Genomic DNA, 22,967 nt, shown 5'->3' with positions numbered 1-22,967 from the left:
ATTTTGAATTATAAATGATAAAAAATGGAGTGATAGAAATGAAAAATAAATTTGTGACCCCAACGAGATTCGAACTCGTATTGACGCCGTGAAAGGGCGCTATCCTAACCATTAGATGATAGGGCCAAAGTTTAGTCAACAAATTTTTTGGGGTGAGCAATGGGGATCGAACCCACGACCTTCTGGGCCACAACCAGATGCTCTAACCAACTGAGCTATGCTCACCATAAATTTCAAAATTCCAAATAACAAAACTGTGTATGCCCAAGTGGACTCGAACCACTAACCTACAGCTTAGAAGGCTGTTGCTCTATCCAATTGAGCTATGGGCACATTAATAAAAAAAGAACGTGCTAATAATTCTATTAACACACATTCACTCTATTGTTGTCGGGGCGACAGGATTCGAACCTGCGACTTCTTGGTCCCAAACCAAGCGCTCTAGCCGGGCTGAGCTACGCCCCGATTTCATTCTGCATATCAAATATTCAAAAAACGTAAAATTTGCTTCTAATACAACACTTCTAACATCGGGAAGCTCTAACCTTGCTAAATAATTACCGGATCAATTTTTCATTTTAGGGCTTCAAAAATATAGTATTAGTTTAGAAATGTCAATTTACGACGATTCATTTCCCTTCTCTCATATTATTTATATCTTTACAAAAAACAAAGTGAAGAATGTCGTTACCTTTCTTTTTTACCAATAAATATCTGCGATCAAAGAAAGATTCACGCTTTCTTTCGGTTATTTCCTACATAACAATAATTGGTATTGCACTTGGAGTTGCAGTTGTAATTATTGCGTTAACTATTTTAGATGGTTTTGATAAGGTTGTTACAGAAAAAATTATCGGATTCAATTCACATATTAAAATTGTTTCTTTCGGGAATAGAAACCTTCCTCCATTTTCTGAAACTGCACCGCTGATCGAAAAAGAGTTTAATAAAGATGTTACCAAGATCGAACCTTTCGCTTCAAAACTTGCAATCATAAAATCAAAAAAGATTACGGAAGGGATTACACTCCTTGGTGTGCAAAGTGATAATTCCGAATTAAATAATTTTTTACAAAGCGGTAATTTTGATCTATCACAATCCGAAAATGAATTACAAAAAATAATACTTGGTAAAACTCTCGCTGAAAAACTTTTTGTTAAAGTTGGTGACATCGTTACAATTTTCTGTTTGCGAAAAGATCAAATCCCAACGGCAGATAATCCGCCGGGAATTGAACAATTTATCGTTTCCGGTATTTACGAAAGCGGAATGAGCGAATACGACGACTTAAATGCTTTTATAAATCTTAAAGTTGCGCAAGATATTTTCGGGATGGGTAACCAAATCTCCGGTTACAACATAAAGTTGAAAAATCTAGCAAATGTAAATGTGGTTGCAGATCGTCTTCAAGATTTACTTGGCTATCCATATTATGTACGTACAGTCTTTCAATTACATCAAAATATTTTTACATGGATCGAACTTCAGAAAAAACCGATACCGATAATTTTGGGACTAATAATTTTCGTTGCTGTGTTCAACATAGTTGGTACTTTGTTAATGATCGTTCTCGAGCGGACAAATGCAATAGGAATATTACGTTCGCTTGGCGCCAATAGAAAATTGATTATCAAAACATTTCTATATCATTCTGCATTTCTAACAGCAATTGGTGTAGTTGTTGGAATTGTACTAGCATTTATCCTAAGCATTCTGCAGCAAGAATTTGATATTATTTCTCTGCCCGGCAAGGTCTATTTTATTACCAAAGTCCCAATCTCCATCGAATTGAATAATTATTTGCTAGTTACTGCAGTTACAGTAGTAATTTCTTTAGCTGCATCTTTTCTGCCGGCATTTATAGCATCACGAATAAAACCGATATCAGCAATTAGGTTTGAATAGCATGATTGAATTTTTTATTGCTAAAAGATATTTGAAAGCGAAACGTAAAATGAATTTTATCACAATCATTTCGCTTCTCTCTACGGTCGGGATTACGATCGGTGTTGCAGCACTTGTGATTGTATTGTCAGTCTTCAACGGATTCGGTTCGATTGTTACTTCGATTATGGTAAGCTTCGATCCGCATATTAGAATTTCCGTAATTGATGAAAAGGGATTCGCCAAGATCGGCACAGTTGAAAATGTCTTGCATAAGACACAAGGAGTAACCAGCTATTCACCATTTGTTGACGGCAAAGCAATTCTACTAAACAAAAAGAATTATGAGATAGTTAACCTAAAAGGAATTCAGTTCGATGTAAAAGACAGATCATGGGGAGTTGCATCAAAAATTATCAGCGGCTCCTTCAATCTGAATGATAACCAGTCTGAAAAAATAATTTTAGGTTTACCGCTCGCACTCCGCCTCTCTTCGCGCGTGGGCGATACAATTACTGTTACTTCCGCTTATAATATTGAAAGAACGATCACCACTCTTTCAATTCCACAGACAAGAAGATTTGTTGTCTCGGGCATTTTCGAATCGAACAATAAAGATTACGATGGTTCTTCTGTTTTCACATCAGTTTCCAGCTCACAAAAACTTTTCGGATTGAAAGATCAAATTACCGGTTATGAGATACGCCTTAACGATTTCCACAATGCCGAGAAAATCAAAAGCGAACTTCAAAAAAGAATTGATACTAAATTATTTTCGATCAACACATGGTATGACCTTCACAAAGAACTTTATAACGTAATGATGATAGAGCGTTGGGGTGCGTACATTCTTCTTTGTTTAATAATTGCAGTTGCCGTCTTCAATATTTTTGCTTCTCTTACAATGACTGTAATTGAAAAAAAGAAAGACATTGGTGTTTTGCGCTCGATGGGCGTGAACCAAAAATCAATCAGAAAAATATTTATGTTCGAAGGACTTCTTGTAGGCGTGATCGGCACAGTAATCGGTTTAATACTTGGAGTTATCGTTTGTTACTTGCAGATAAAATATAATTTTTATCCACTCGATTCTAATAAATACATTATTAATGCGATGCCGGTTGAAATTAGGACAAGCGATATATTTGCAATCGGCATGATGGCCTTGTTGATGGCGTTTATCGCCGCAATTTATCCGGCTAAAAGAGCCGCTAATACAAAAATTATTGATTCAATAAAATATGAATAAAATTTTCTCTGCGTCTCCTCTGCGCACTCTGCGTTAAATCTTTTTAACCACAGAGGACGCTAAGAAGTCGCAAAGTACATAGAGATTTTAAAATATAATACAGAAGAATTATTATGAACGAAATTATTATTGAAGCGAAGAACATTCACAAATCATTTTACAAACAGAATGAACACAAGCTGGAAATCCTAAAAGGTGTTTCTCTGCAAGTCGAAAGCAAAATGATCAGCGTGATCGTCGGAGCTTCCGGTGCCGGTAAAAGTACGCTTCTTCATATTCTAAGCGGATTGGATAATGCCGATGAAGGCGAGATAAAAATAAAAGGAACAAATATTTTTTCTCTTTCCGATGATAAACTTTCCAAGTTTAGAAATAAACATATCGGATTTGTATTTCAATTTCATCATTTACTGCCGGAGTTTGACGCCGCAGAAAATGTTGCTATTCCTTTAATGATCTACGGTGAAACAAAATTAAATTCTACTAAACGTGCAGAAGAACTGCTTGCTTTAGTTGGATTGAGCGACCGCATTCATCACAAACCGGCGGAACTTAGCGGAGGCGAGCAGCAGCGTGTTGCCGTTGCGCGCGCACTTGCAAATAATCCCGATATAATTTTTGCCGATGAACCAACCGGTAATTTGGATTCTATAAACAGTGAGTCTCTGCATAAACTTTTTGTACAACTTAGAGATGAGTTGAAAGTTACTTTTTTAATTGTAACTCACAACCCGCAGTTAGTAAGACTCGGCGATAAAATTTTTGAAATGAAGGATGGAATAATCCAAACCGCTCCGGTTAAAATCTTTTAAGAATCACTAAAAATATTTTTATATTACTTTAAATCTTTCACGAATCTTGAGAGGCAGAGATGAACGTTTTATTCTTCTTAGCAATTCCGATTGTTTTATTTTACTTAGCAAGTAAATTTTATGCAAAGTTTATTGCAAAAACTCTGGGTGAAGATCCAAACAATCCTACTCCCGCTGTAACAATAAACGACGGACGCGATTATGTTCCGACAAAACGTTACGTTGTGTTTGCTCATCATTTTTCGGCAATAGCCGGCGCAGGTCCAATTATAGGACCAACAATGGCAGTGCTCTACGGATTTATTCCCGCATGGATGTGGATAGTAGTTGGAGGAATTTTCTTCGGTGCAGTTCATGATTTTACAACGATGTTCATCAGTCTGCGTGAAAAAGGAAAATCAATTGCAGAAGTTGCAAGAACCACTCTTGGCAAAACCGGTTTTAATTTGATGATCACTTTCACAATTGTAATGCTGCTTTTGGTTTGCTCATCTTTTTTGAGTGCAACGGCAATTTCTTTAACATCACTTTGGCCGCTTACAAAACTTGGCGTTGAAGGAACTGATACAATCTTAAAAACCGTAACGACCGATGGAGTTACTTATGGAAGAATCGGCGGCATCGCTTCAACATCAGTAATATTTATAACTCTTTGCGCGCCTTTTATTGGCTGGCTAATTCATAAGAAAGAAATAAAAACATTATATGCTTACTTGCTTGCTTCCGCAATCTGCATAGTTTCGGTTCTTCTCGGAATTCAATTCCCGGTTTCACTTCAGCCGTTTCATTGGATGATCATAATTTCAATTTACGTTTTAATTGCTTCCGGAACACCGGTTTGGGTTATTCTTCAACCCAGAGATTTTATAAACGTACAAATTCTTTACGGCGGAATTATTTTAATGGCAGTTTCTTTGTTGTTCGTTGGATTTGGCGGCGCAGTTGTCTCGCTTCCAAATTTTAATTTTGTTGAAGGAGCTAAAAATCTCGGTATGATTTGGCCGATGATGTTTATAACAATTGCCTGCGGTGCAATATCGGGTTTCCATTCTCTCGTTGGCGGCGGAACCACTTGCAAACAACTTTCAAATGAAACCGATGCACGTAAAGTAAGTTTCAATTCTATGCTGCTGGAATCACTGCTTGCCATTTGCGTACTTCTTGCAATCGGTGTTGGATTAAGTTTCGTGGATTATAAATCCATTGTATGGCCGTCGGATCCGTTAGTCAAGTCAAATCCGATTTTAGGATTTTCTTTAGCGGCGGGAAATTTATTCCATCAAGGTTTAGGAATTCCAATTTCTCTCGGTACTGTATTCGGGATTTTACTTGTCGAGGGATTTGTAATTACAACTCTTGATGCGGCTGTAAGATTGAACAGATATTTATTTGAAGAGTTGTGGGTAATTCTTTTTAAGAATCCGAAACCATTTCTAAAAAATTACTGGTTCAATTCTTTATTGACTGTAATTTTCATGTTCATACTTGCATACTCAAATGCATTTTCTGTTCTTTGGCCGATCTTCGGAACTGCAAATCAGTTACTTGCCGCACTTGCATTAATAACGGTTTCAAGCTGGTTAGTCTTGAAAGGAAAAAAATATTTCTTTGCGCTCTTCCCTGCTCTCTTTATGCTTGCTACAACTATTACGTCTTTAGTAATTCTGTTTTTAGATTATATTAAGAATAGCAATTACATTCTAATTGCAGTTGATGTTTTACTGTTTCTGCTTTCACTTGGTGTTGTATTCTTAGCAGTAAATATTTTCTTGAAAAAAACTAAAAGAGTAATTGTTTGACCTCACCCGTCCCTTCGGGCCACCCTCTCCTTATTAAGGAGAGGGGCCGGGGGTGAGGTGGTGGGTAAGAAAACGTTTGACATCAATTCCCTTTTACGCTAAGTTGAGTTAGCACCAAATCAATTCTTTAACCGGGATACTTTGTTTGAAATAATAAGAACAAAGAATATAGATTTCCTTTCTTCCATCAGTGGATATAAACACAATTAAAATAGATGTAGATAGAATATATTCCTCGCAATTGTATCCGATGGCGGGCCTGTCCGCTTTTTTGTAGAGAATAATTAATAGTTAGGTACAACACCGTTATATGAAATAACAAGGAGTATTCAAAGTGGAAGAAGGAAAATATAGACGTTGGGATGTCATCGTAAAAGTAGTTGGCGGTTTAGGTATTTTAATAACTTTTTTTTGGGGTACCTTTATATATTATGAAACAAAAGACCATGATTTCAAAAAGGATTTTTTTTCAAACCAAATAAAAATATATATAGAATCATCCGAAGTTGCATCAAAAATATCACTAGCGACTAATCTGAAAGCAAGTGAAATTGTAAATGCGCGTCAACGCTTTTGGGAATTGTATTATGGTTCTTTTAATATAATTACTGATTCTACTGTTAATAGTTCAATGATTGATTATGGAAATATATTAGCTCTTCTTGAAAAAGGAGAAATAAAAAACATTGATACTCTTCAGTATTATTCATTAGCACTTTCCGATGCATGTAGAGAATCGCTTGGTAAGTCTTGGGATGTACCTTTATTGTCTCGGAAGGGAAGGTATAACCATCTTTATATATTAAAGTAACTAGGAAATACAAAAAACTTATTAATAAATAAAATTGTGTTGATAATTCCGTCATATATGTTATGGGTGGTGACTTAAAATAACGTCACTAGACTTTAAAAATAAGTGAGATATGAAATGAAAAAGAAATTATTATATGTTCTATTATTTTCTTCGTTATTATTTATTTGCATTACTACTAAACTAAATGGTCAGAGCGGTTTCAAGATTGAACTGATATCAACTAAATTGGTAAATAGAGTAGATGCAGCATTTGGTGGCGACTGGCATTCGACCGATACTAGCAAGACAAAGGGACTTGTCATTAAAGTAAAAATGTTTAAAACACCTACAATGGAATCATTGAAAACTTTATACTTAATTTTTGAGATAGAAGATAAAGGTGTAAAGATAAAAGCGCCGTGTCTTGGAATGACTCTTATGTCAGAAGAAAACAAAGATGGACATTGGATTTTAAATGATGAATTAGATAAAGGTAAGTACTATGAAATGACTCCACCTGAAGAAGAAAAAGTTGAGTATGTGGATTTTTTGTTTCCAATTCCACTAAAAGTTAAAAGTGGTATCTTAAAATATGAAGATGAAGTTTTGATAGAAAAAGTTAAAATAAAATAATATATAAATCCTAACCCGCGTCTTAGCCCTGCCGCTTCTCCGAATCGGTCGTAGTAAGTTTTTCGGGTTTAGTTTTTCAGTGCTGGTTGTTCTTAAAAGTGTGATTAGTAAACAAACTGATTTTCCCGCAAAGAACGCGGGACAGATAAAAATAAAGTTGCGTTGACAAAAGTGGCATTGTTGTTTTTGGCGGCGGGCTAAAAACTACGTCGTTTTATGCAACATAATTAAAATGCTGGAGAAAAAATGACGACGATAAAAAAGTTCGTTTTAATTACTCTAATTGTTAGTATTTCCACTGTTAAAATATTTGCGCAAAGAGATAACCATGTTATTATGGTGATTATAGATGGGGCTCGGTACTCTGAAACACTTGGTGACCCGCTTGTAAGATATGTACCTCACATGTACCAACTGTCACAGCAAGGTGTGGTAGTTGACACAATGCTTAATGATAATATTACACTTACTAAGCGTGCCATTCCTGCAATATGGTGCGGCTCTTGGTCAACACCAAAAGATACGGTTGTAAACGGTGTTGCTAACCAATATGCAACTGTCCCAACTTTATGGGAGTATTTTCGAAAGAATCGAGGAGTGGATTCAACTCACGCAATGTATATTATGAAGATGTTGACAACTCCATGGATACAAAGTTTCTATTATGATTACGGCCAAAAGTACTGGCCATGGTATGTTCTTCAGGGAACAACGGATTTGGACGTATGGCAAAATGCAAAATCGAAGCTTCAAATGTATCATCCGGAGCTTACGGTGATCTATCTGCCTGATGTGGATTCATCCCCAGCAAGTGGTTGGTCTGCTTATACACAATCAATTATGATAGCCGACAGTATTGTTGGGATGATTTGGGATTTCGTACAAAGCGATCCAGTCTATCAAAATACAACGACCTTATTGGTAACTAATGATCATGGCCGACATCTCGACAATATTCAAGATGGATTCAAAAGCCATGGTGATAATTGCTTTGGATGCCAGCATGTCATGTTTCTAGGTGTTGGTTTAGGTATGCCGAAGGGAGTCCATACATCAACTCGGCGTTCAATCATAGATATCACACCAACAATAGGATCTCTTCTAAATTTTCCAACTCCATATGCCACAGGCAAAACTATAATGGAAATTATGACTTCAGTAGATTCAGAAATACTGGATAAAGTACCAAGCAATATGATACATCTTGAACAGAATTATCCTAATCCATTCAACCCAAATACAATCATAAGATTTTCACTTCCCAAAACAACTTATGTAACATTGAAAATTTATGATGCAGTGGGACGAAAAGTGTCACAACTTTTATCACAAGAGATGAATGCAGGTTCGTATCAAACAGAATGGAATGCAGCTGGTTGTGCAAGTGGTGTTTACTATTATAGAATAACAGTGGGAGATTATGCTGAAACAAAAAAATTTTTATTACTAAAATAGAAATGCAAATAACCAGCTGCCCAACACGAAAAGCTTGGTAGAGCAGTGTAAATTGTCTTTCAGCGTAGCATTTTTGTAATTATAAAAGTGAGTTTGTAAAGTTAAGTTGCTTTTTAAGGTAGGTTGTTCTAAAAGTATTTTTTAATAAATAAAAGTTGTTGCAACTATTCGGTATTCCTGTTTTGGGCTGCCGGTTAGCGGCAATGCCGTTAGGTTTTGAAAATCCATTTAGTGGAGACTTATGAAAGCAATTGTGTACACAAAATATGGATCACCGGATGTAATTGAATTAAAGGAAGTAGAAAAACCTTCTCCCAAAGACGATGAAGTGTTGATAAAAGTTCTGGCAGCATCATTAAATGCACTCGACTGGCACTTAATGAGAGGTAAACCGTTTGCCGTCCGTTTAATGATAGGCGGGTTGCGCAAACCAAAGATTATACAACCTGGGCGGGATGCTGCCGGCGTAGTTGAAGCAGTCGGCAAAAATGTAACACAATTCAAACCTGGCGACGAAGTGTTCGGTGCATGTATCGGCACTTTGGCTGAGTATGTTTGTGCTGATGAGAATAAATTGGCGCTGAAGCCGTCCAACATATCTTTCGAGCAAGCGGCAGCCGTACCCATTGCAGCAATCACTGCCCTTCAGGGTCTTCGTGATAAAGGGAAGATTCAGTCCGGGCAAAAAATTTTAGTTGATGGTTCGGGCGGCGGTGTAGGTACATTTGCCGTGCAGATCGCAAAATCGTTTGGTGCAGAAGTTACTGCAGTATGCAGTACGAAAAATTTGGAAACAGCACTATCGATCGGTGCAGACCATGTCATTGATTACACACGGGAAGATTTCACAAAAAGCGGAAAACATTATGATCTGATTCTTGGTGCTAACGCATATCATTCGATTTTCGGTTACAGGCGTGCGTTGAGCCGGAACGGAATTTATGTCGGTGCTGGTGGAGGCGGTCAAAGTCTGCTTGTTATGTTGCTCGGAATGCTGCTTCAATCATTACTATCAATGATTGGGAGTAAGAAGATGTGCAGCTTCATGGCGAAGATAAAAAAAACGGATTTGGTTCTTCTGAAAGAGTTTCTTGAAGCCGGAAAGATTGTACCGGTTATAGATAAACGTTACAAGTTAAGTGAAGCTGCCGATGCTATGCGTTATATTGAAGAAGGACATGCAAAAGGAAAAGTAGTAATTAATATTTAATAAAATTTTTACTCGGTCGTCAAGGACCACGCCCCACCAAAAAGATGGCGGGTAAGCTTGACAAAAATAATTTTTATTTGCGCCGCGCTTTATACTTATAACTTTTCTCTTTAACATCAAAACCTATTTTTCTCTTCGACTTTTCTTCCGATGCAATTAATTGATTTATCGCTTCAAAGATTGCAGTAATATTTTTATCGTGAGATTCTATTTTCAATTCCAATTCTTTCAGCTTTTGTGCAAGTTCTTTGTGAGTAGAAATAATTTCCCGCAGTTTAACAAATGCCCTCATAATCTGAATGTTCACTTGAACAGCACGTTCGCTTCTTAGTACTGAAGAGAGCATTGCTACTCCTTGTTCATTAAATGCATAAGGATTTGCTCTTCTAGCGCCTCCCCAACTTGAAATCACAAATTGTGATTTCAAATCCTCATACTCTTTCTTTGTTAGTTGAAACATGAAATCAGATGGGAAACGATTAATATTTCTCTTAACGGTTTGAATGAGGACCCTGGCTTCCACACCATATAACTCCGAGAGATGGGGACTTAACATTACCTTCTGTCCCCGGATAATAAAGATTTTCTTTTCAATTATTTCTAACGGAAGATAGTTTGGCTTGCTCATATCACCCCATTTATTTCTTTGTTAAATCTTACTTAAATACTCAATCATCAATCTCACACCAAAACCGGTGTCAAATTTTTCAGTGTAGTTGTTGTATTTATGTTTAATAGCCGGACCTGCAAGATCAATATGCGCCCACGGAATTTTTTCATTAACAAAAAGCTCTAAAAACTTTCCGGCTGTTATTGCCCCGCCCCATCGCGGACCAAGATTACTTACATCGGCAATATCACTTTTTATCATTTCATTATAATCATTCCAAAACGGTAACCGCCATAATCTTTCATGAGTAGTCTTACCCGATTGCAAAAGCTCATCAGCAAGACGATCATCTTTTGTAAATAATCCCGCGGCAATTAATCCGAGTGCAACACAGACCGCGCCGGTTAAGGTTGCAAAATCAATTATCTCATCCGGTTTTTGTTGAGATGCATAATGAAGAGCATCTGCTAAAACAATTCTTCCTTCGGCGTCGGTATCTTTTACTTCAATTGTTTTACCTGAAGCAGCTTTTACAACATCACCCGGTTTGTAAGAAGAACCGCCGATCATGTTTTCAACTGCCGGAACAACTCCAATTATTTCTACCGGCAATTTCATCATAGCAGCGGCTTTGATAATTCCAATTACAGCACCGCCGCCTGCCATATCAGCTTTCATTTCAAGCATTCCGGATGTTGGTTTAATAGTAAGTCCGCCTGAATCATAACAGACACCTTTGCCTACAAGTGCTATTTTTCTTTTTGCTTTTCCGCGCGGTTTATAATGTATTGTAATCAAGCAAGGAGGTTTATCGCTTGCACCACCAACTGCAAGAATTGCATTCATCTTTCTTTTCTTCAACTCTGCTTTATTAAATACGATAACTTTTACACCAAGTTTAGTAAGTTCTTTCTTGGTTCGATTAGCTAATTCTTCCGGAGTAAGTGTTATTGCCGGTTCGTTAACCAAATCGCGTGTGAAAAAAACGGCGTTCATAAGCTTATTAGAATAATCAATCGCACTGTTTAATATTTTCTGATCTGTGTAATGGATAAAGAAAGAAAGCTCTTCGGATTTCTCTTTGTCAGATTTATAATTATCAAAAGTGTAATTGCCGAGGTGGATTCCTTCTATAATAGATCTTAATAATTGGGATTCATTTTCAAGATGATCTTTGAGATCGAGGAACGACGGAACAACAATATGAACGGAATTTAGATTTTTCTTTTTTAATGACGGAACAAGTCCGGCAAAATAATTTCTGAAAAAATCTACGGAGAAATCCTTATCAATTTTTGCTTTCTTTATATACAAAACCGATGGCTCACCGGATTGGCTGTAATAAGTCAACTCATTTGATTTTTTGTCGAGGAAATTCTTCTTCTGGATTTTTCCCAGAGGATAGTTCAGTGAGAGAAAAAAATCATCTAAAGTCTTTTCTATTTTTTTTGATTCGACAAAGAATTTTACTAGTGCAGAGTTCTTTTTGAAACTCAGTTCATCTTTTGAAGAATTGATCTTCAGATTGAAATACATAATTCCCTCATTCTAACAATTATAGATATTGTTGTGCTGCTTTAATTACTTTCTCTTTGTACTCTTCAATGTTTGTATTAAAAAGCCGTGTGCCGGAAGCATTTGTATGTCCGCCACCGCCGAACTCTACTGCTAATTTATTAACCGGGATTTCCCCTTTCGATCTAAAACTGATTTTCAATCCGTCTCTTAATTCATAGAACAAAATACCAATTTTTATATTCTGAATTGTTAAACAATAATTTACAAAGCCGTCAATATCAGCTTCAGTTGCACCTGTTCTTGCTAAAACCTCCTTCTTGATGCACATAGCTGCAATCTGTTTTGTTGAATCAAGCTCGATAGTTGAAAGCGCTTCGCCTAAAAGTTTTATGCGGGCAAATTTAAATTGATCGTAGATCTTATCGTAAACGGTTGTTGGGTTAACACCTGTTTCAAGCAGCTCAGCCATGATTCTATGAATTCTCGGATTAGTTCTATCAAAACGGAATGAACCGGTGTCGGTCATTATTCCGGCATAAAGTTGAAGTGCTATCGAGTAATCTATCTCAACTATTTTTGTCTGCTCGATAAATTCATAAATAATTTCGGATGTTGCGGAATAATCGGCACTGCCGAAATAATTATCGAAAACATTTTCCGGATCCAGATGATGATCTATGCAAACTTTAATTCCCTTAAATGAACGGAATCCTTTTTCCATTTTTACAATTCTGTTAGCTTGATTAAGATCGAGCAGTAGGAATACTTCTGCTTCATCAAAAATATTTTTATGGATTTTCTCATCGAACTTTTCAATTACTTTTTCTTCATCAAGAAATTCTAAATTGTACGGAGTAGAACTGTGATTAACAACTTTAACTTTCTTGCCAAGTTTTTTAAGGATAAGATAAAATGCTAATTCACTTCCCAATGCATCTGCATCGGGATTAACGTGCGTAGATAAAAGAAACGAATTATGCTCATCAATTATTTTTTTCAGTAGAAAAAAATCACTCATTGTATTTCCTGTATAAACCAATAAACCGTTGAAACGGTTCTATGTGTTTGTCTATCTTTTCAATCCCCCGCGATGAATCGCGGGGTTAATAAAAAAATAGTTTATGAAAAAAGAAGGCGAAGAATAAACTTCGCCCGAACAATTTTAAAAAAGCTGATGGCTGACAGCAGATAGCTGAAAGCTATAAGCTAATTCACTTCCCAAGTATTTTCAGTGAAGAGAAGTTTTTCAATTGTACCTTTACCTTTCTTCTCTGTAATATGTTTTATTTGTCTTTCTACACCTTCATTATAAGTTTCTTTGAATATTTGGCGAACAACTCCGATTGGTGTCGGCATTCCTTCATGATCTGTCATATGCGCTAAAATAAATGCACGAATCGGGTCGGGATCTTTTTCATCATGAACGAGGCAATCATTAATTGAGTTCTTACCGTCTTTCAAATCAATAACAACTGGCGTAAATCCATCAAGCTTAATTCCCTTATCATTTTCTTTTCCGTAAACCATCGGCTTTCCCTGTTCAAGGACAAGAACGTTATCACCTTTAGTTTCTTTTTCTGTTAGAATGCTGAAAGCACCGTCGTTAAAGATATTACAGTTCTGATAAATTTCTATGAATGCAGTTCCTTTATGTTCGGCTGCACGTTTAACCATTTCCTGCAAATGTTTAGGATCGCGGTCTATTGTACGTGCAACAAAACTTGCTTCTGCACCGAGTGCAAGTGAAAGCGGATTGAACGGATAGTCAATGCTTCCGTAAGGAGAACTCTTAGTTACTTTTCCTTTTTCAGAAGTCGGTGAATATTGTCCCTTGGTCAATCCGTAAATTCTATTATTGAACATTAATATTTTTAGATCAATATTTTTTCTGCATGTATGGATAAAATGATTTCCGCCAATGCTCATTAAATCGCCGTCGCCGGTTGCAACCCAAACCGAAAGTTCTGGTCGAGCAATTTTTAAACCGGATGCAATTGCAGCAGCTCTTCCGTGAATAGAATGGAAACCGTATGTATCCATATAATAAGGAAACCGACTTGAACAGCCAATACCGGAAATGAATACGATCTCTTCTTTCTTCTTTCCGATTTCAGGAAATGATCTTTGTACTTGCGCGAGGATTGAGTAATCGCCGCAACCCGGACACCAGCGCACATCTTGATTCGAAGTAAAATCTTTTGCTGTATATTTAACAGGTGCATCTATATTATTTACCATTGCTGCCTCCAAGAACTTCTAAAATTTTATTTTGTATTTCACTTGATTTGAAAGGAAGACCTTTAATTTTTGTAAATGAAATCGGAGCGATTAAAAACTCACTGCGAATTATTGTTGTAAGCTGTCCAAGATTAATTTCCGGAATAAGAATTTTCTTGAAACGTTTTAATACGTCCCCGGTATTTTTTGAGAACGGGAAAAGATATTTTAAGTGAGCTTGCGATACTTTCTTGCCTTGTGCTCTAACTTTTATTAGAGCTTCCGTTATAGCTCCATAAGTTCCGCCCCAACCTAATACAAGCAGATCACCTTCTTGTTCATACTTAACTTCTAAATCGGGAATATCATTCTCAATATTTTTTATTTTGTTTGCACGCATCCTCACCATAAAATCATGATTATCAGGATCATAACTAACATTACCTGTGATGTGTGCTTTTTCAAGTCCGCCGATTCTATGTTCGAGACCCGGTGTTCCCGGTTTAACCCAAGGACGGGAAAGATTTTCATCACGTTTGTATGGTGCAAAACTTTCTTTATCAGTCCAGAAATGAACAGGAATTTCCGGTATTTCATTTTCATGTGGAAGTTTCCAAGGTTCGGTTCCATTTGCAATGTAACCATCACTAAGAAGGATAACAGGAGTCATATATTTGATAGCAATTCGAGCAGCTTCAAGCGACATATTAAAACAATCGCTTGGAGTTGATGTTGCAAGTACTGGAATTGGCGACTCACCGTTCCTTCCGTAAATAGCCTGAAATAAATCTGCTTGTTCTGTTTTTGTTGGAAGTCCTGTGCTCGGTCCTCCGCGCTGAATATTTATAATTACTAAAGGAAGTTCAGTCATTACTGCAAGTCCCATTGCTTCTGTTTTGAGAGCCATACCTGGACCGCTTGTGGTTGTTATTGCTAGAGAACCGCCGTACGATGCACCGATAGCAGATGCAATACCTGCAATCTCATCTTCGGCTTGAAAAGTTTTTACACCAAAATTTTTAAACCCGCTTAAGAAATGTAAAATGTCTGATGCAGGAGTTATAGGATATGAGCCGAGGAACAAAGGCAATCCGCTTTTCTTTGATGCTGCAACAAATCCTAATGCAATCGCTTCGTTGCCGGAAATGTTTCTATAAATTCCTTTTGGAAGTTGGGCAGGTTCTACTGTATAACGTGTTGTGAAAAGTTCTGTATTTTCTCCGAAGTAGTAACCAGCTTTTAGTACAATTGAATTTGCATCAGCTATAGCTTTATTCTTTGCAAATTTACTTTCGATCCAAGCTAATGTCGGTTCAAGAGGACGATTAAATAACCAGTAAGTAATTCCAAGAGTAAAGAAATTTTTACTTCTGGTGATTTCTTTAATACTTAATCCCGAGTCTTTTAATGCATTGCTTGTTAGAGATGTAATTGGTATCGAAATAAGTTTATAACGTGAAAGACTATCATCTTCCAAAGGATTGGTTGAATAACCGGCCATTTTCAAATTCTTTGCATCGAAGGAATCTGAATTTGTAATTAGCATTCCACCTTCTTTAAGATCCTTTAAATTTATTTTTAATGCAGCAGGATTCATTGCTACTAAAACATCTGGTGTATCGCCCGGTGTATGAACATCGTTTGAACTAAAGTGTAACTGAAATCCGCTAACGCCATAAAGTGTTCCGGCAGGAGCTCTAATTTCTGCAGGATAATCAGGAAGTGTTCCAAGATCATTGCCCATTAATGCAGTTGTATCGCTAAATTGTGAACCCGTTAACTGCATACCATCGCCGGAGTCGCCTGCAAACCTTATAGTTACATCACTCAAACCAAGTATTTCTTTTTCTGTTTCTTGTGCCATCTGTAATGCTCAATAATTAATTAACAATTAGTTTTTTTTAAGCGCACCAAAAAATATGAAAGCTACGTTCGTTAAGCAATTTATATAGTTAATTAACTTTATCTAATATTTTCAAAAATTCATCTGCATTGATAAAACCTGTTAATCTTTCTACTTCTTTACCTTTAGCATTTATTATCAATACTGTAGGCATACCAACAATCTTAAATTTAGTTCTTAAAGCTTCAGTCTCATCGGATAAAGTTTTTGTCATATCAACTTTATATGAAGTAAACTTTCCCAATGTTTCAATTACTCTTGGATCAGAAAAAGTAAGTGCATCTAATTCTTTACACGGAATACACCAATCGGCATAAAAATCTACAACCATTCTTTCATTATTTTTTAATGACTGTTCGTATTTAACTTCACTGAATTTTTGCCATTGCGGTTCTAAATGCTTTGTCGGAATAAGCGCATAAATAGAAACGGCAACAATTACCAATGAAAAAATAATTTTAAAGATTCTAAATGCTTTAACATTATTTGCCTTCTTATCCATGAACAAAAGTAAAAGAGCAGCTAAAATTCCAAAGACCGGTAGTAAATATTTATTTAATTCTTTTGGCAGAAGCGGAGCTACAAAATATATTGCCATACCTAGAAGTAAGAAACCAAAAATATGTTTTACTCCTTCCATCCAATCACCGGCACGCGGGAGCTTTTTAATTTTTCCGGAAAATAGTGCTAGCAGTAAATATGGGAATCCAAGTCCAACTGCCATAACAAAAAACATTAAGAAGCCATAAAATGGATCACCTTTTGCTGCAACATAAGTAACTAATCCGAGAACGAAAGGACCAATGCACGGGGCAGCAACAATTCCCATTGTTAATCCCATAAAGAATGCACCAAATGCACCACCCTTTGCACCACCTGCTTTCATAACCCATGAGTCCGGCAGCTTAAATTCATAAACACCGAATTGACTTAAAGCCAATACAACAAACAGAACTGCAATTCCAATTATTACAAATGTGTTTTGCAATAAAGTGCCGAACACAGCTCCGCTTAATGAAGTAACGACACCAATAACAGAATATGTAAGTGCCATACCTAACACATAAAGAATTCCAAGCAGAAAAAGTCTGCTGGTTCTGCCTTCACTCTGACCGCCAAAATATCCAATCGTAATTGGGATGAGTGGATAGACACACGGGGTTAAATTGAGTGCAAGTCCCCCAAGGAATACAAAAATTAGACTTAAAATTAATCCGCTTTTTTCAAGTGTGGATGCTATTGAATTATCATCTTTCTTTTCTATTCTTACTTCTTGCTTCTCGCCTCTCGCGTTTGACGTTTCACTTTTTACTTCTTGTACTGTTCCAACAATTTCCACATTCAGCTTATCTGAAACTTCAGTTGGAGGCATACATATTTTGTCGTTACAAGCTTGGTAACTAAGTTTTACAGGAATAGTGTATTTACCGGAAACAGTATTTTTATCCACAGTAAATGTTAATTCGATTTTAATATCGCCATCAAAAACAGAGACCGGTTTTTCAGAGAACTCAAGTTTTAATTCTTTCGGCTTCGGATAGTTTATGCTTGTCAATATAACTGCTTCGCTTTTGGCAGCTACTTTAGAAGCGATTAGAAATTCATCATTCGGTTTATTGGAATTAATATGCCATGATTCTTTTATGTTTGCACTAAGAATAATTTTGAAATTACTTCCTGCATCAACTTTCCAATTGTTTTGAGAGAGTTTAACCTTTACTAAATCAGTCTGACCAAAAAGCGCATATGATGAAATTATCGAAATGGAAAAAAGAAAAAAAATTTTACGTATTACCATAAAAGAACTCCATACTTATTTATTTTCTCCAACCTTGTACAATTGGGAATCTTCTGCCATAACCAAATGCTTTTGTTGAAACACGAAGTACCGGCGCTGTTTGTTTGCGCTTGAACTCATTCATATCAACTAACCGCAAGACTTTCTTTACAATATTTGCATCACCGATTTCTTTGCAAATTTCTCCAAATTCTTTTTGCTCTTCAAGATACATTTTAAGGACCTTATCAAGTAAATCATAAGGCGGTAGTGAATCCTGGTCTGTTTGATTAGGACGCAATTCTGCGGAAGGAACTTTCAGAATTATTTCTTTAGGAATTATTTCTTCGTTTCGATTTATAAAGTTGGAAATTTTATAAATCTGAGTTTTATATACATCACCAATAACCGATACCGCTCCGCACATATCGCCGTAAAGAGTAGCGTACCCAGTTGCAATTTCCGATTTGTTCCCTGTTGTGCAGAGCAAATAGCCATGCTTATTCGAAAGAGCCATCAAGTATATACCGCGGATACGTGATTGCAAATTCTCTTCAGTAACATCTTCAGATTTTTCTTTGAATGCCGAGTTCAACATCTCAAGTGCTTTATCAACAACCGGTTGAATCGAAATATTCTCTGATGTAATGCCGAGATTAGAAATTAATTTTTCAGAATCCGTTACACTTCCTTCGCTTGAGTATTTCGATGGCATCAAAACAACGTGAACATTTTGAGGACCAAATGCTTTAGCTGCGATGTAAGTTACAATCGCAGAATCAATCCCGCCGCTTAATCCAACCAAAGCTTTTTTAAAACCGGTTTTGTTTGCATAATCTTTCATCCCAAGAATTAATGCGTTCAACACTTCTTCTTCGAATGAACTTTCAATCTCTTTTATTTCCGAATAATTTTTCTTCGAATCATAAATGAAATAATCTTCTTCAAAAGTTTTGCCTAACATTTGAAGTTTACCTGAAGAATTTAAGCACATACTTCCGCCGTCGAAGATCAATTCTGTTTGAGCGCCGACACAGCAAACATAAACTAGAGGAAGATTATCTATTTTAGTAAGGACTGACAGCATTTCAAATTTTTCTTTCCGTTTACCATATGCATATGGGCTGGCAGAAATGTTTATCAATAAAGTAGCGCCATCATCAGCAAGTTTTTGAACCGGGTCAGTTGTATATCGTCTATGTTTCCAATAATCTGCATCGTTCCAAATGTCTTCACAAACTGAGATACCGAGTTTTTCTCCCATGAACTCATGAACAAAAACATCTTTTGCAGATTCGAAATACCTGACTTCATCAAATACATCATAATTTGGTATTAAAGTTTTATTCTGAACGAATTGAATCTTTCCATCATAACAAAGTGCGGCAGAATTGTAAACTCCCGTCCCAACTTTATCTTCATAATCTTCGGTGATTGTACCAAAGATCAATCCGACTTTTTTAGTTTGAAATGCAATTTCATTTGCGGCATTTTTTACGGCTTCTCTAAATTCTTTTTTTTCTACAAGATCAAGCGGCGGATATCCGCATAAAAACAATTCCGGAAAGATCACAAGGTCTGCCCCATCAGAAACAGCTTGCTTATATCTGTAAAGAATCTTTGCGGAATTCCCTTTAAGATCACCAATTATTGGATTTGATTGACAGATTGCTATTTTCATTAATGAAAAATCATTTTATCTTTTGACCAAAGTTAGTAAGAAGCATAGTATTTTCAAATCAGAAGCTCTATTTTGTTTTTAAAATTTTGCAAACCTTTTGATTTGAGGTGCGTCTTAAGTATTGAAAACAATAAAAGGTGATGCCATGAAAGACAAGTTATACCGTTCACGGCGTGTGAGAGTTTTTGGGGGTATTGCCGGAGGACTTGCACAGTATTTTAATTTAGATCCAATACTTGTCAGAGTTCTATTTGTTGTTGTCACAATCCTTCATGGGTTTGGAATTCTTCTTTATATAATTCTTTGGATTGTAGTACCGGAAGAACCGTTCGAGATCGCATATAAAGTTAATACTGATGATCCAACAAATGCCGGCGGACAATCTGCACAAACCAGTTCTATGAATTTCGATGGAGCTCAATCTCTTCCGAAGAAACAAGGTTCAGGAAGAATTGTTGTCGGAATAATTCTAATTGTTATTGGATTAATTTTTTTCGCAGACCGCATAATTCCGTCATTTGATTTAAGAGATGTTCTTCCAATCGCGTTTGTACTTATTGGAGGATCATTAATTTGGAATTCAATGAAAAAGTAATGGAGAGGTAGAAATGAAAAGCGGACAATTATTTTGGGGATTTTTTCTTTTAGCTCTCGGCGCTCTTTTCCTTTTGACAAAGTACGATGTTGTTCAGAGTTCATTTGATTTTGTTTACGCTATCTGGCCAATGATCTTTGTCTTTTGGGGTGCTCTAGTAATTTTCAAAAATTCATTAGCTAAACCTGTAATAAGTGCTTTGTTCGGAATTTTTCTTGCACTTCTTCTTTTTGGATTTGTAGAAAATGCTTTTAATAGTTTTGATTTTCCAGAACACGATGGAAAATATACCGAGTATTATAACGAGGATTACGAATCCGCGATTACAAATGCAGATCTAGAAATTAATTCCGGTGCCGGAACTTTTATTCTCGGAGAGACTACCGATAAATTGGTTGAGGGCAAAACGAAAGGGAATATAGCAGAATATGATTTTGAAACTTGGAAAGATGATGACAAAGCAAACGTAAGATTCAATCTGCACAAAAGAAATTTTAATTTCTTTGGTGGAAGATTTAAGAATTACTTAAAAGTAAATATGAATGAAAATCCTATATGGGATATAAGATTGAATTATGGTGCTTCAAAAGCGAATCTGGATTTATCAAAATTTAAGATTAGAAATCTCGAACTTCGTTCCGGTGCCACAAGCACATACGTAAAACTTGGTGACAAATCAGAAACTACAAATGTAAATGTTGAAATGGGTGCAGCAAATATCACTATAGATGTTCCGACAAATGTTGGATGTGAAATTCAAACTGATATGGCATTATCATCAAAAAATATTCATGGTTTTAATAGTAAAGGTAAAGGTCATTACATTACGGAAAATTTTTCGAGTATTGGTAAAAGAATTATTATTGATGTAAATGCTGGTGTTTCTTCGCTGACTGTTAACAGATATTAATTTTTTTTCTTTTTACTCTTTTTAAGTTTTTTCGGTTGCCAAAAATATTTTTCCATTATCACATAACCTTTTTCATCAAACTCAACTCCTTCACTTCGAAGGAGTTCTTCCATTAAGTGAATATCTCCAAAATGTACTTTACCTGTAAGAGCACCTAAACGATTTACAACTCTGTGACATGGTAATCCGGATTGTGTTGCACCATTCAATGCCCAGCCAACCGTTCTTGCTGAAGATCTAATTCCGCATACTTCTGCAATTGCACCATACGTGGTAACTTTTCCTTTTGGAATCTTAGCAACAACTTTATAAACACGATCAAAAAAATCTTGTTTCATTTGGCAATCTCAACTTCTCGAGAATGGAAAAGTCCTCCATTCTTCATTTCGCAATTTTCAATTCTCAATTACTCTTTCATTCTCCCATAACTTTTATTAAAACTCTTTTCCTGCGTTGCCCGTCAAACTCTGCATAATAAACTTGCTGCCATGGACCGAAATCAAGTTTACCGTTTGTTACAGGAATAATAACTTCATGATGGACCAACATGCTTTTCAAATGTGCATCGCCGTTATCTTCTCCGGTTCTGTGATGCCTATAATCAGATTTAAACGGTGCAAGTTTTTCGAGCCATTCATCTATATCTTGAATCAACCCGCTCTCAGCATCGTTCACATAAACTCCAGCTGTAATATGCATCGCAGAGACTAAGATCATACCTTCATTGATTCCGCTTTTCTTTAGTGCCTTTTCTACCTCACCCGTGATGTTTATGTATTCTCTTTTCTTTGAAGTACTAAACCAAAGATATTCTGTTAGAAATTTCATCTCTTAGTTCTGAGTAAATTTTAGAAGATATTCTTTAATGAAATTATTTATTTCACCATTCATTACACCCTGAGTGTCCGACGTCTCATGATTGGTTCTGTGATCTTTAACCATATTATAAGGATGGAAAACATAAGAACGGATTTGACTTCCCCATTCTATTTTCATTTTTGTTTTTTCTATTTCATCAGCTGCAGCAGTTTGCTTTTCAACTTCAATCTGGTAAAGACGGGAACGCAGCATTTTAAAAGCATTGGTTTTATTTTGAAGCTGAGACCGTTCCGTCTGGCATGCAGCTACAACTCCTGTAGGGATGTGAGTAATGCGTACTGCAGTTTCGACTTTGTTAACGTTTTGTCCTCCCTTTCCACCGGAACGGAAAGTATCAATTCTTAAATCAGCGGGATTAATATCAATCTCGATTGTATCGTCAACTTCCGGGATAACAAACACTGATGCAAATGAAGTATGTCTTCGTTTGTTGGAATCGAACGGAGAAATGCGAACAAGACGGTGAACACCGTTCTCAGCTTTTAAATATCCGAAAGCAAATTCACCTTCAACTTCGATGGTAGCACTTTTAATTCCCGCTCCATCACCATCAAGCCAATCAACTAAATTCATCTTGTAACCGTTCTGCTCGCCCCAACGCAAATACATTCTCATTAACATCTGCGCCCAATCTTGAGATTCAGTTCCACCCGCACCGGAATGAATTGTCATAATACAATTCTTATCGTCATCTTTACCGCTGAGCATACTTTTAAGTTCTATATCGGAATAAGATTTTTCTAAGATATCAAGTTCGGCATCAATTTCACTTCCTAACTTTTCATCTTGTTCAGCTTCTGCAAGTTCAATGAACTCTCTTAGATTTTTTTGCTGAGCATCAATTTTATTCCATGCATCTATCCAGATTTGAAGAGATTTTGATTTTTGGAAAACTGATTGTGCGTTTTTCTGATCGTTCCAGAATCCAGGCGCTTCGGATTGTTTTCGGATTTCTTCGATTTGTTTTTCTTTATCGGCTAACTTAAAGATAACCCCGTAAATTTTCGATCTTCTGTGCGTAGCCGTTTAATCTTTTTAATTG

At 36.3% G+C, this 22,967-nt stretch carries 20 protein-coding genes and 4 tRNA genes; 10 read left to right on the top strand and 14 right to left on the bottom strand.

All coding sequences use genetic code 11. The features are described 5' to 3' along the window. Positions 1-54: 54 nt before the first annotated feature. From NTZ27_01370 to NTZ27_01355, 4 genes are all read right to left on the bottom strand, one after another. Positions 55-126: transfer RNA gene (locus NTZ27_01370), tRNA-Glu, on the bottom strand. A gap of 22 nt (positions 127-148) precedes the next feature. Continuing rightward, positions 149-225, bottom strand: a tRNA-His gene (locus NTZ27_01365). A 34-nt stretch (positions 226-259) separates the two neighbouring features. After that, positions 260-333 (bottom strand) — tRNA-Arg (locus NTZ27_01360). A gap of 57 nt (positions 334-390) precedes the next feature. Next, positions 391-465 (bottom strand) — tRNA-Pro (locus tag NTZ27_01355). 216 nt (positions 466-681) lie between these two features. Here NTZ27_01355 and NTZ27_01350 point away from each other — a divergent pair. The 8 genes from NTZ27_01350 to NTZ27_01315 all read left to right on the top strand — a co-directional run bounded on the left by NTZ27_01350 (position 682) and on the right by NTZ27_01315 (position 9,835). Beyond that, the gene (locus NTZ27_01350) at positions 682-1,905 is read left to right on the top strand and encodes an ABC transporter permease (protein MCX6173386.1); all 1,224 of its coding nucleotides are present in this window, start codon (positions 682-684) and stop codon (positions 1,903-1,905) included. A 1-nt stretch (position 1,906) separates the two neighbouring features. Beyond that, positions 1,907-3,133: an ABC transporter permease gene (locus NTZ27_01345; GenBank protein ID MCX6173385.1), complete on the top strand. Its 1,227-nt coding sequence runs from the start codon at positions 1,907-1,909 to the stop codon at positions 3,131-3,133. A gap of 113 nt (positions 3,134-3,246) precedes the next feature. After that, entirely contained in the window at positions 3,247-3,945 is a 699-nt protein-coding gene (locus tag NTZ27_01340) for an ABC transporter ATP-binding protein (GenBank protein MCX6173384.1), read from the top strand. A 59-nt stretch (positions 3,946-4,004) separates the two neighbouring features. Continuing rightward, positions 4,005-5,744: a hypothetical protein gene (locus NTZ27_01335; protein MCX6173383.1), complete on the top strand. Its 1,740-nt coding sequence runs from the start codon at positions 4,005-4,007 to the stop codon at positions 5,742-5,744. Between the two features lie 334 nt (positions 5,745-6,078). Then, a complete protein-coding gene (locus NTZ27_01330) occupies positions 6,079-6,555 on the top strand; it encodes a hypothetical protein (GenBank protein MCX6173382.1) in 477 nt (158 codons plus the stop codon). A 117-nt stretch (positions 6,556-6,672) separates the two neighbouring features. Continuing rightward, positions 6,673-7,170 (top strand): hypothetical protein, encoded by a 498-nt coding sequence (locus tag NTZ27_01325; GenBank protein ID MCX6173381.1) that lies wholly within the window; start codon positions 6,673-6,675, stop codon positions 7,168-7,170. Between the two features lie 246 nt (positions 7,171-7,416). After that, positions 7,417-8,625, top strand: coding sequence for a T9SS type A sorting domain-containing protein (locus NTZ27_01320; protein ID MCX6173380.1), 1,209 nt, complete (start codon positions 7,417-7,419; stop codon positions 8,623-8,625). A gap of 241 nt (positions 8,626-8,866) precedes the next feature. Further along, positions 8,867-9,835: an NAD(P)-dependent alcohol dehydrogenase gene (locus NTZ27_01315; GenBank protein MCX6173379.1), complete on the top strand. Its 969-nt coding sequence runs from the start codon at positions 8,867-8,869 to the stop codon at positions 9,833-9,835. A gap of 73 nt (positions 9,836-9,908) precedes the next feature. On the opposite strand, the gene NTZ27_01310 is transcribed toward NTZ27_01315, so the two are convergent. The 7 genes from NTZ27_01310 to NTZ27_01280 all read right to left on the bottom strand — a co-directional run bounded on the left by NTZ27_01310 (position 9,909) and on the right by NTZ27_01280 (position 19,541). Next, complete coding sequence (locus tag NTZ27_01310; GenBank protein ID MCX6173378.1) at positions 9,909-10,463, bottom strand: ORF6N domain-containing protein; 555 nt, start codon at positions 10,461-10,463, stop codon at positions 9,909-9,911. Positions 10,464-10,484: 21 nt separating this feature from the next. Further along, the gene (locus NTZ27_01305; protein MCX6173377.1) at positions 10,485-11,981 is read right to left on the bottom strand and encodes a leucyl aminopeptidase; all 1,497 of its coding nucleotides are present in this window, start codon (positions 11,979-11,981) and stop codon (positions 10,485-10,487) included. Between the two features lie 19 nt (positions 11,982-12,000). Further along, complete coding sequence (locus NTZ27_01300; protein ID MCX6173376.1) at positions 12,001-12,981, bottom strand: bifunctional oligoribonuclease/PAP phosphatase NrnA; 981 nt, start codon at positions 12,979-12,981, stop codon at positions 12,001-12,003. Between the two features lie 188 nt (positions 12,982-13,169). Beyond that, positions 13,170-14,201: a 2-oxoacid:ferredoxin oxidoreductase subunit beta gene (locus NTZ27_01295; protein ID MCX6173375.1), complete on the bottom strand. Its 1,032-nt coding sequence runs from the start codon at positions 14,199-14,201 to the stop codon at positions 13,170-13,172. Then, positions 14,191-16,044, bottom strand: a complete 1,854-nt coding sequence (locus tag NTZ27_01290; protein ID MCX6173374.1) for a 2-oxoacid:acceptor oxidoreductase subunit alpha — start codon at positions 16,042-16,044, stop codon at positions 14,191-14,193. Before NTZ27_01290 ends, NTZ27_01295 begins: the two co-directional genes overlap by 11 nt. Before the next feature lie 88 nt (positions 16,045-16,132). Further along, complete coding sequence (dsbD, locus tag NTZ27_01285; GenBank protein MCX6173373.1) at positions 16,133-17,881, bottom strand: protein-disulfide reductase DsbD; 1,749 nt, start codon at positions 17,879-17,881, stop codon at positions 16,133-16,135. 19 nt (positions 17,882-17,900) lie between these two features. Then, the gene (locus NTZ27_01280) at positions 17,901-19,541 is read right to left on the bottom strand and encodes an NAD+ synthase (GenBank protein MCX6173372.1); all 1,641 of its coding nucleotides are present in this window, start codon (positions 19,539-19,541) and stop codon (positions 17,901-17,903) included. A gap of 145 nt (positions 19,542-19,686) precedes the next feature. On the opposite strand from NTZ27_01280, the gene NTZ27_01275 reads away from it, so the two are divergent. Beyond that, positions 19,687-20,136 (top strand): PspC domain-containing protein, encoded by a 450-nt coding sequence (locus NTZ27_01275; GenBank protein MCX6173371.1) that lies wholly within the window; start codon positions 19,687-19,689, stop codon positions 20,134-20,136. Between the two features lie 13 nt (positions 20,137-20,149). Next, on the top strand, positions 20,150-21,046 hold the full coding sequence (locus NTZ27_01270) for a DUF5668 domain-containing protein (GenBank protein ID MCX6173370.1): 897 nt from the start codon (positions 20,150-20,152) through the stop codon (positions 21,044-21,046). Here the strand turns inward: NTZ27_01270 and NTZ27_01265 are convergent. The 3 genes from NTZ27_01265 to prfB all read right to left on the bottom strand — a co-directional run bounded on the left by NTZ27_01265 (position 21,043) and on the right by prfB (position 22,915). Further along, positions 21,043-21,384 (bottom strand): methylated-DNA--[protein]-cysteine S-methyltransferase, encoded by a 342-nt coding sequence (locus NTZ27_01265; protein ID MCX6173369.1) that lies wholly within the window; start codon positions 21,382-21,384, stop codon positions 21,043-21,045. The genes NTZ27_01270 and NTZ27_01265 overlap by 4 nt on opposite strands. A gap of 76 nt (positions 21,385-21,460) precedes the next feature. Beyond that, positions 21,461-21,874, bottom strand: a complete 414-nt coding sequence (locus tag NTZ27_01260; protein ID MCX6173368.1) for a secondary thiamine-phosphate synthase enzyme YjbQ — start codon at positions 21,872-21,874, stop codon at positions 21,461-21,463. Between the two features lie 3 nt (positions 21,875-21,877). Beyond that, a complete protein-coding gene (gene prfB, locus NTZ27_01255; protein MCX6173367.1) occupies positions 21,878-22,915 on the bottom strand; it encodes a peptide chain release factor 2 in 1,038 nt (345 codons plus the stop codon). Between the last annotated feature and the right edge of the window lie 52 nt (positions 22,916-22,967).

This window comes from Ignavibacteriales bacterium (genome assembly GCA_026390775.1).
GTDB lineage: Bacteria > Bacteroidota > Ignavibacteria > Ignavibacteriales > Melioribacteraceae > Fen-1258.
The sequence above is the reverse complement of the archived record's forward strand: the minus strand, read 5'-3'. Positions and strand labels throughout refer to the sequence as shown.

Excerpts from the sequence above, each read along its gene's own strand:
- NTZ27_01350 (MCX6173386.1), top strand. The coding sequence starts at position 682 with ATGTCGTTACCTTTCTTTTTTACCAATAAATATCTGCGATCAAAGAAA.
- NTZ27_01345 (MCX6173385.1), top strand. The coding sequence starts at position 1,907 with ATGATTGAATTTTTTATTGCTAAAAGATATTTGAAAGCGAAACGTAAA.
- NTZ27_01340 (MCX6173384.1), top strand. The coding sequence starts at position 3,247 with ATGAACGAAATTATTATTGAAGCGAAGAACATTCACAAATCATTTTAC.
- NTZ27_01335 (MCX6173383.1), top strand. The coding sequence starts at position 4,005 with ATGAACGTTTTATTCTTCTTAGCAATTCCGATTGTTTTATTTTACTTA.
- NTZ27_01325 (MCX6173381.1), top strand. The coding sequence starts at position 6,673 with ATGAAAAAGAAATTATTATATGTTCTATTATTTTCTTCGTTATTATTT.
- NTZ27_01320 (MCX6173380.1), top strand. The coding sequence starts at position 7,417 with ATGACGACGATAAAAAAGTTCGTTTTAATTACTCTAATTGTTAGTATT.
- NTZ27_01315 (MCX6173379.1), top strand. The coding sequence starts at position 8,867 with ATGAAAGCAATTGTGTACACAAAATATGGATCACCGGATGTAATTGAA.
- NTZ27_01310 (MCX6173378.1), bottom strand. The coding sequence starts at position 10,463 with ATGAGCAAGCCAAACTATCTTCCGTTAGAAATAATTGAAAAGAAAATC.
- NTZ27_01305 (MCX6173377.1), bottom strand. The coding sequence starts at position 11,981 with ATGTATTTCAATCTGAAGATCAATTCTTCAAAAGATGAACTGAGTTTC.
- NTZ27_01300 (MCX6173376.1), bottom strand. The coding sequence starts at position 12,981 with ATGAGTGATTTTTTTCTACTGAAAAAAATAATTGATGAGCATAATTCG.
- NTZ27_01295 (MCX6173375.1), bottom strand. The coding sequence starts at position 14,201 with ATGGTAAATAATATAGATGCACCTGTTAAATATACAGCAAAAGATTTT.
- NTZ27_01290 (MCX6173374.1), bottom strand. The coding sequence starts at position 16,044 with ATGGCACAAGAAACAGAAAAAGAAATACTTGGTTTGAGTGATGTAACT.
- dsbD (MCX6173373.1), bottom strand. The coding sequence starts at position 17,881 with ATGGTAATACGTAAAATTTTTTTTCTTTTTTCCATTTCGATAATTTCA.
- NTZ27_01280 (MCX6173372.1), bottom strand. The coding sequence starts at position 19,541 with ATGAAAATAGCAATCTGTCAATCAAATCCAATAATTGGTGATCTTAAA.
- NTZ27_01275 (MCX6173371.1), top strand. The coding sequence starts at position 19,687 with ATGAAAGACAAGTTATACCGTTCACGGCGTGTGAGAGTTTTTGGGGGT.
- NTZ27_01270 (MCX6173370.1), top strand. The coding sequence starts at position 20,150 with ATGAAAAGCGGACAATTATTTTGGGGATTTTTTCTTTTAGCTCTCGGC.
- NTZ27_01265 (MCX6173369.1), bottom strand. The coding sequence starts at position 21,384 with ATGAAACAAGATTTTTTTGATCGTGTTTATAAAGTTGTTGCTAAGATT.
- NTZ27_01260 (MCX6173368.1), bottom strand. The coding sequence starts at position 21,874 with ATGAAATTTCTAACAGAATATCTTTGGTTTAGTACTTCAAAGAAAAGA.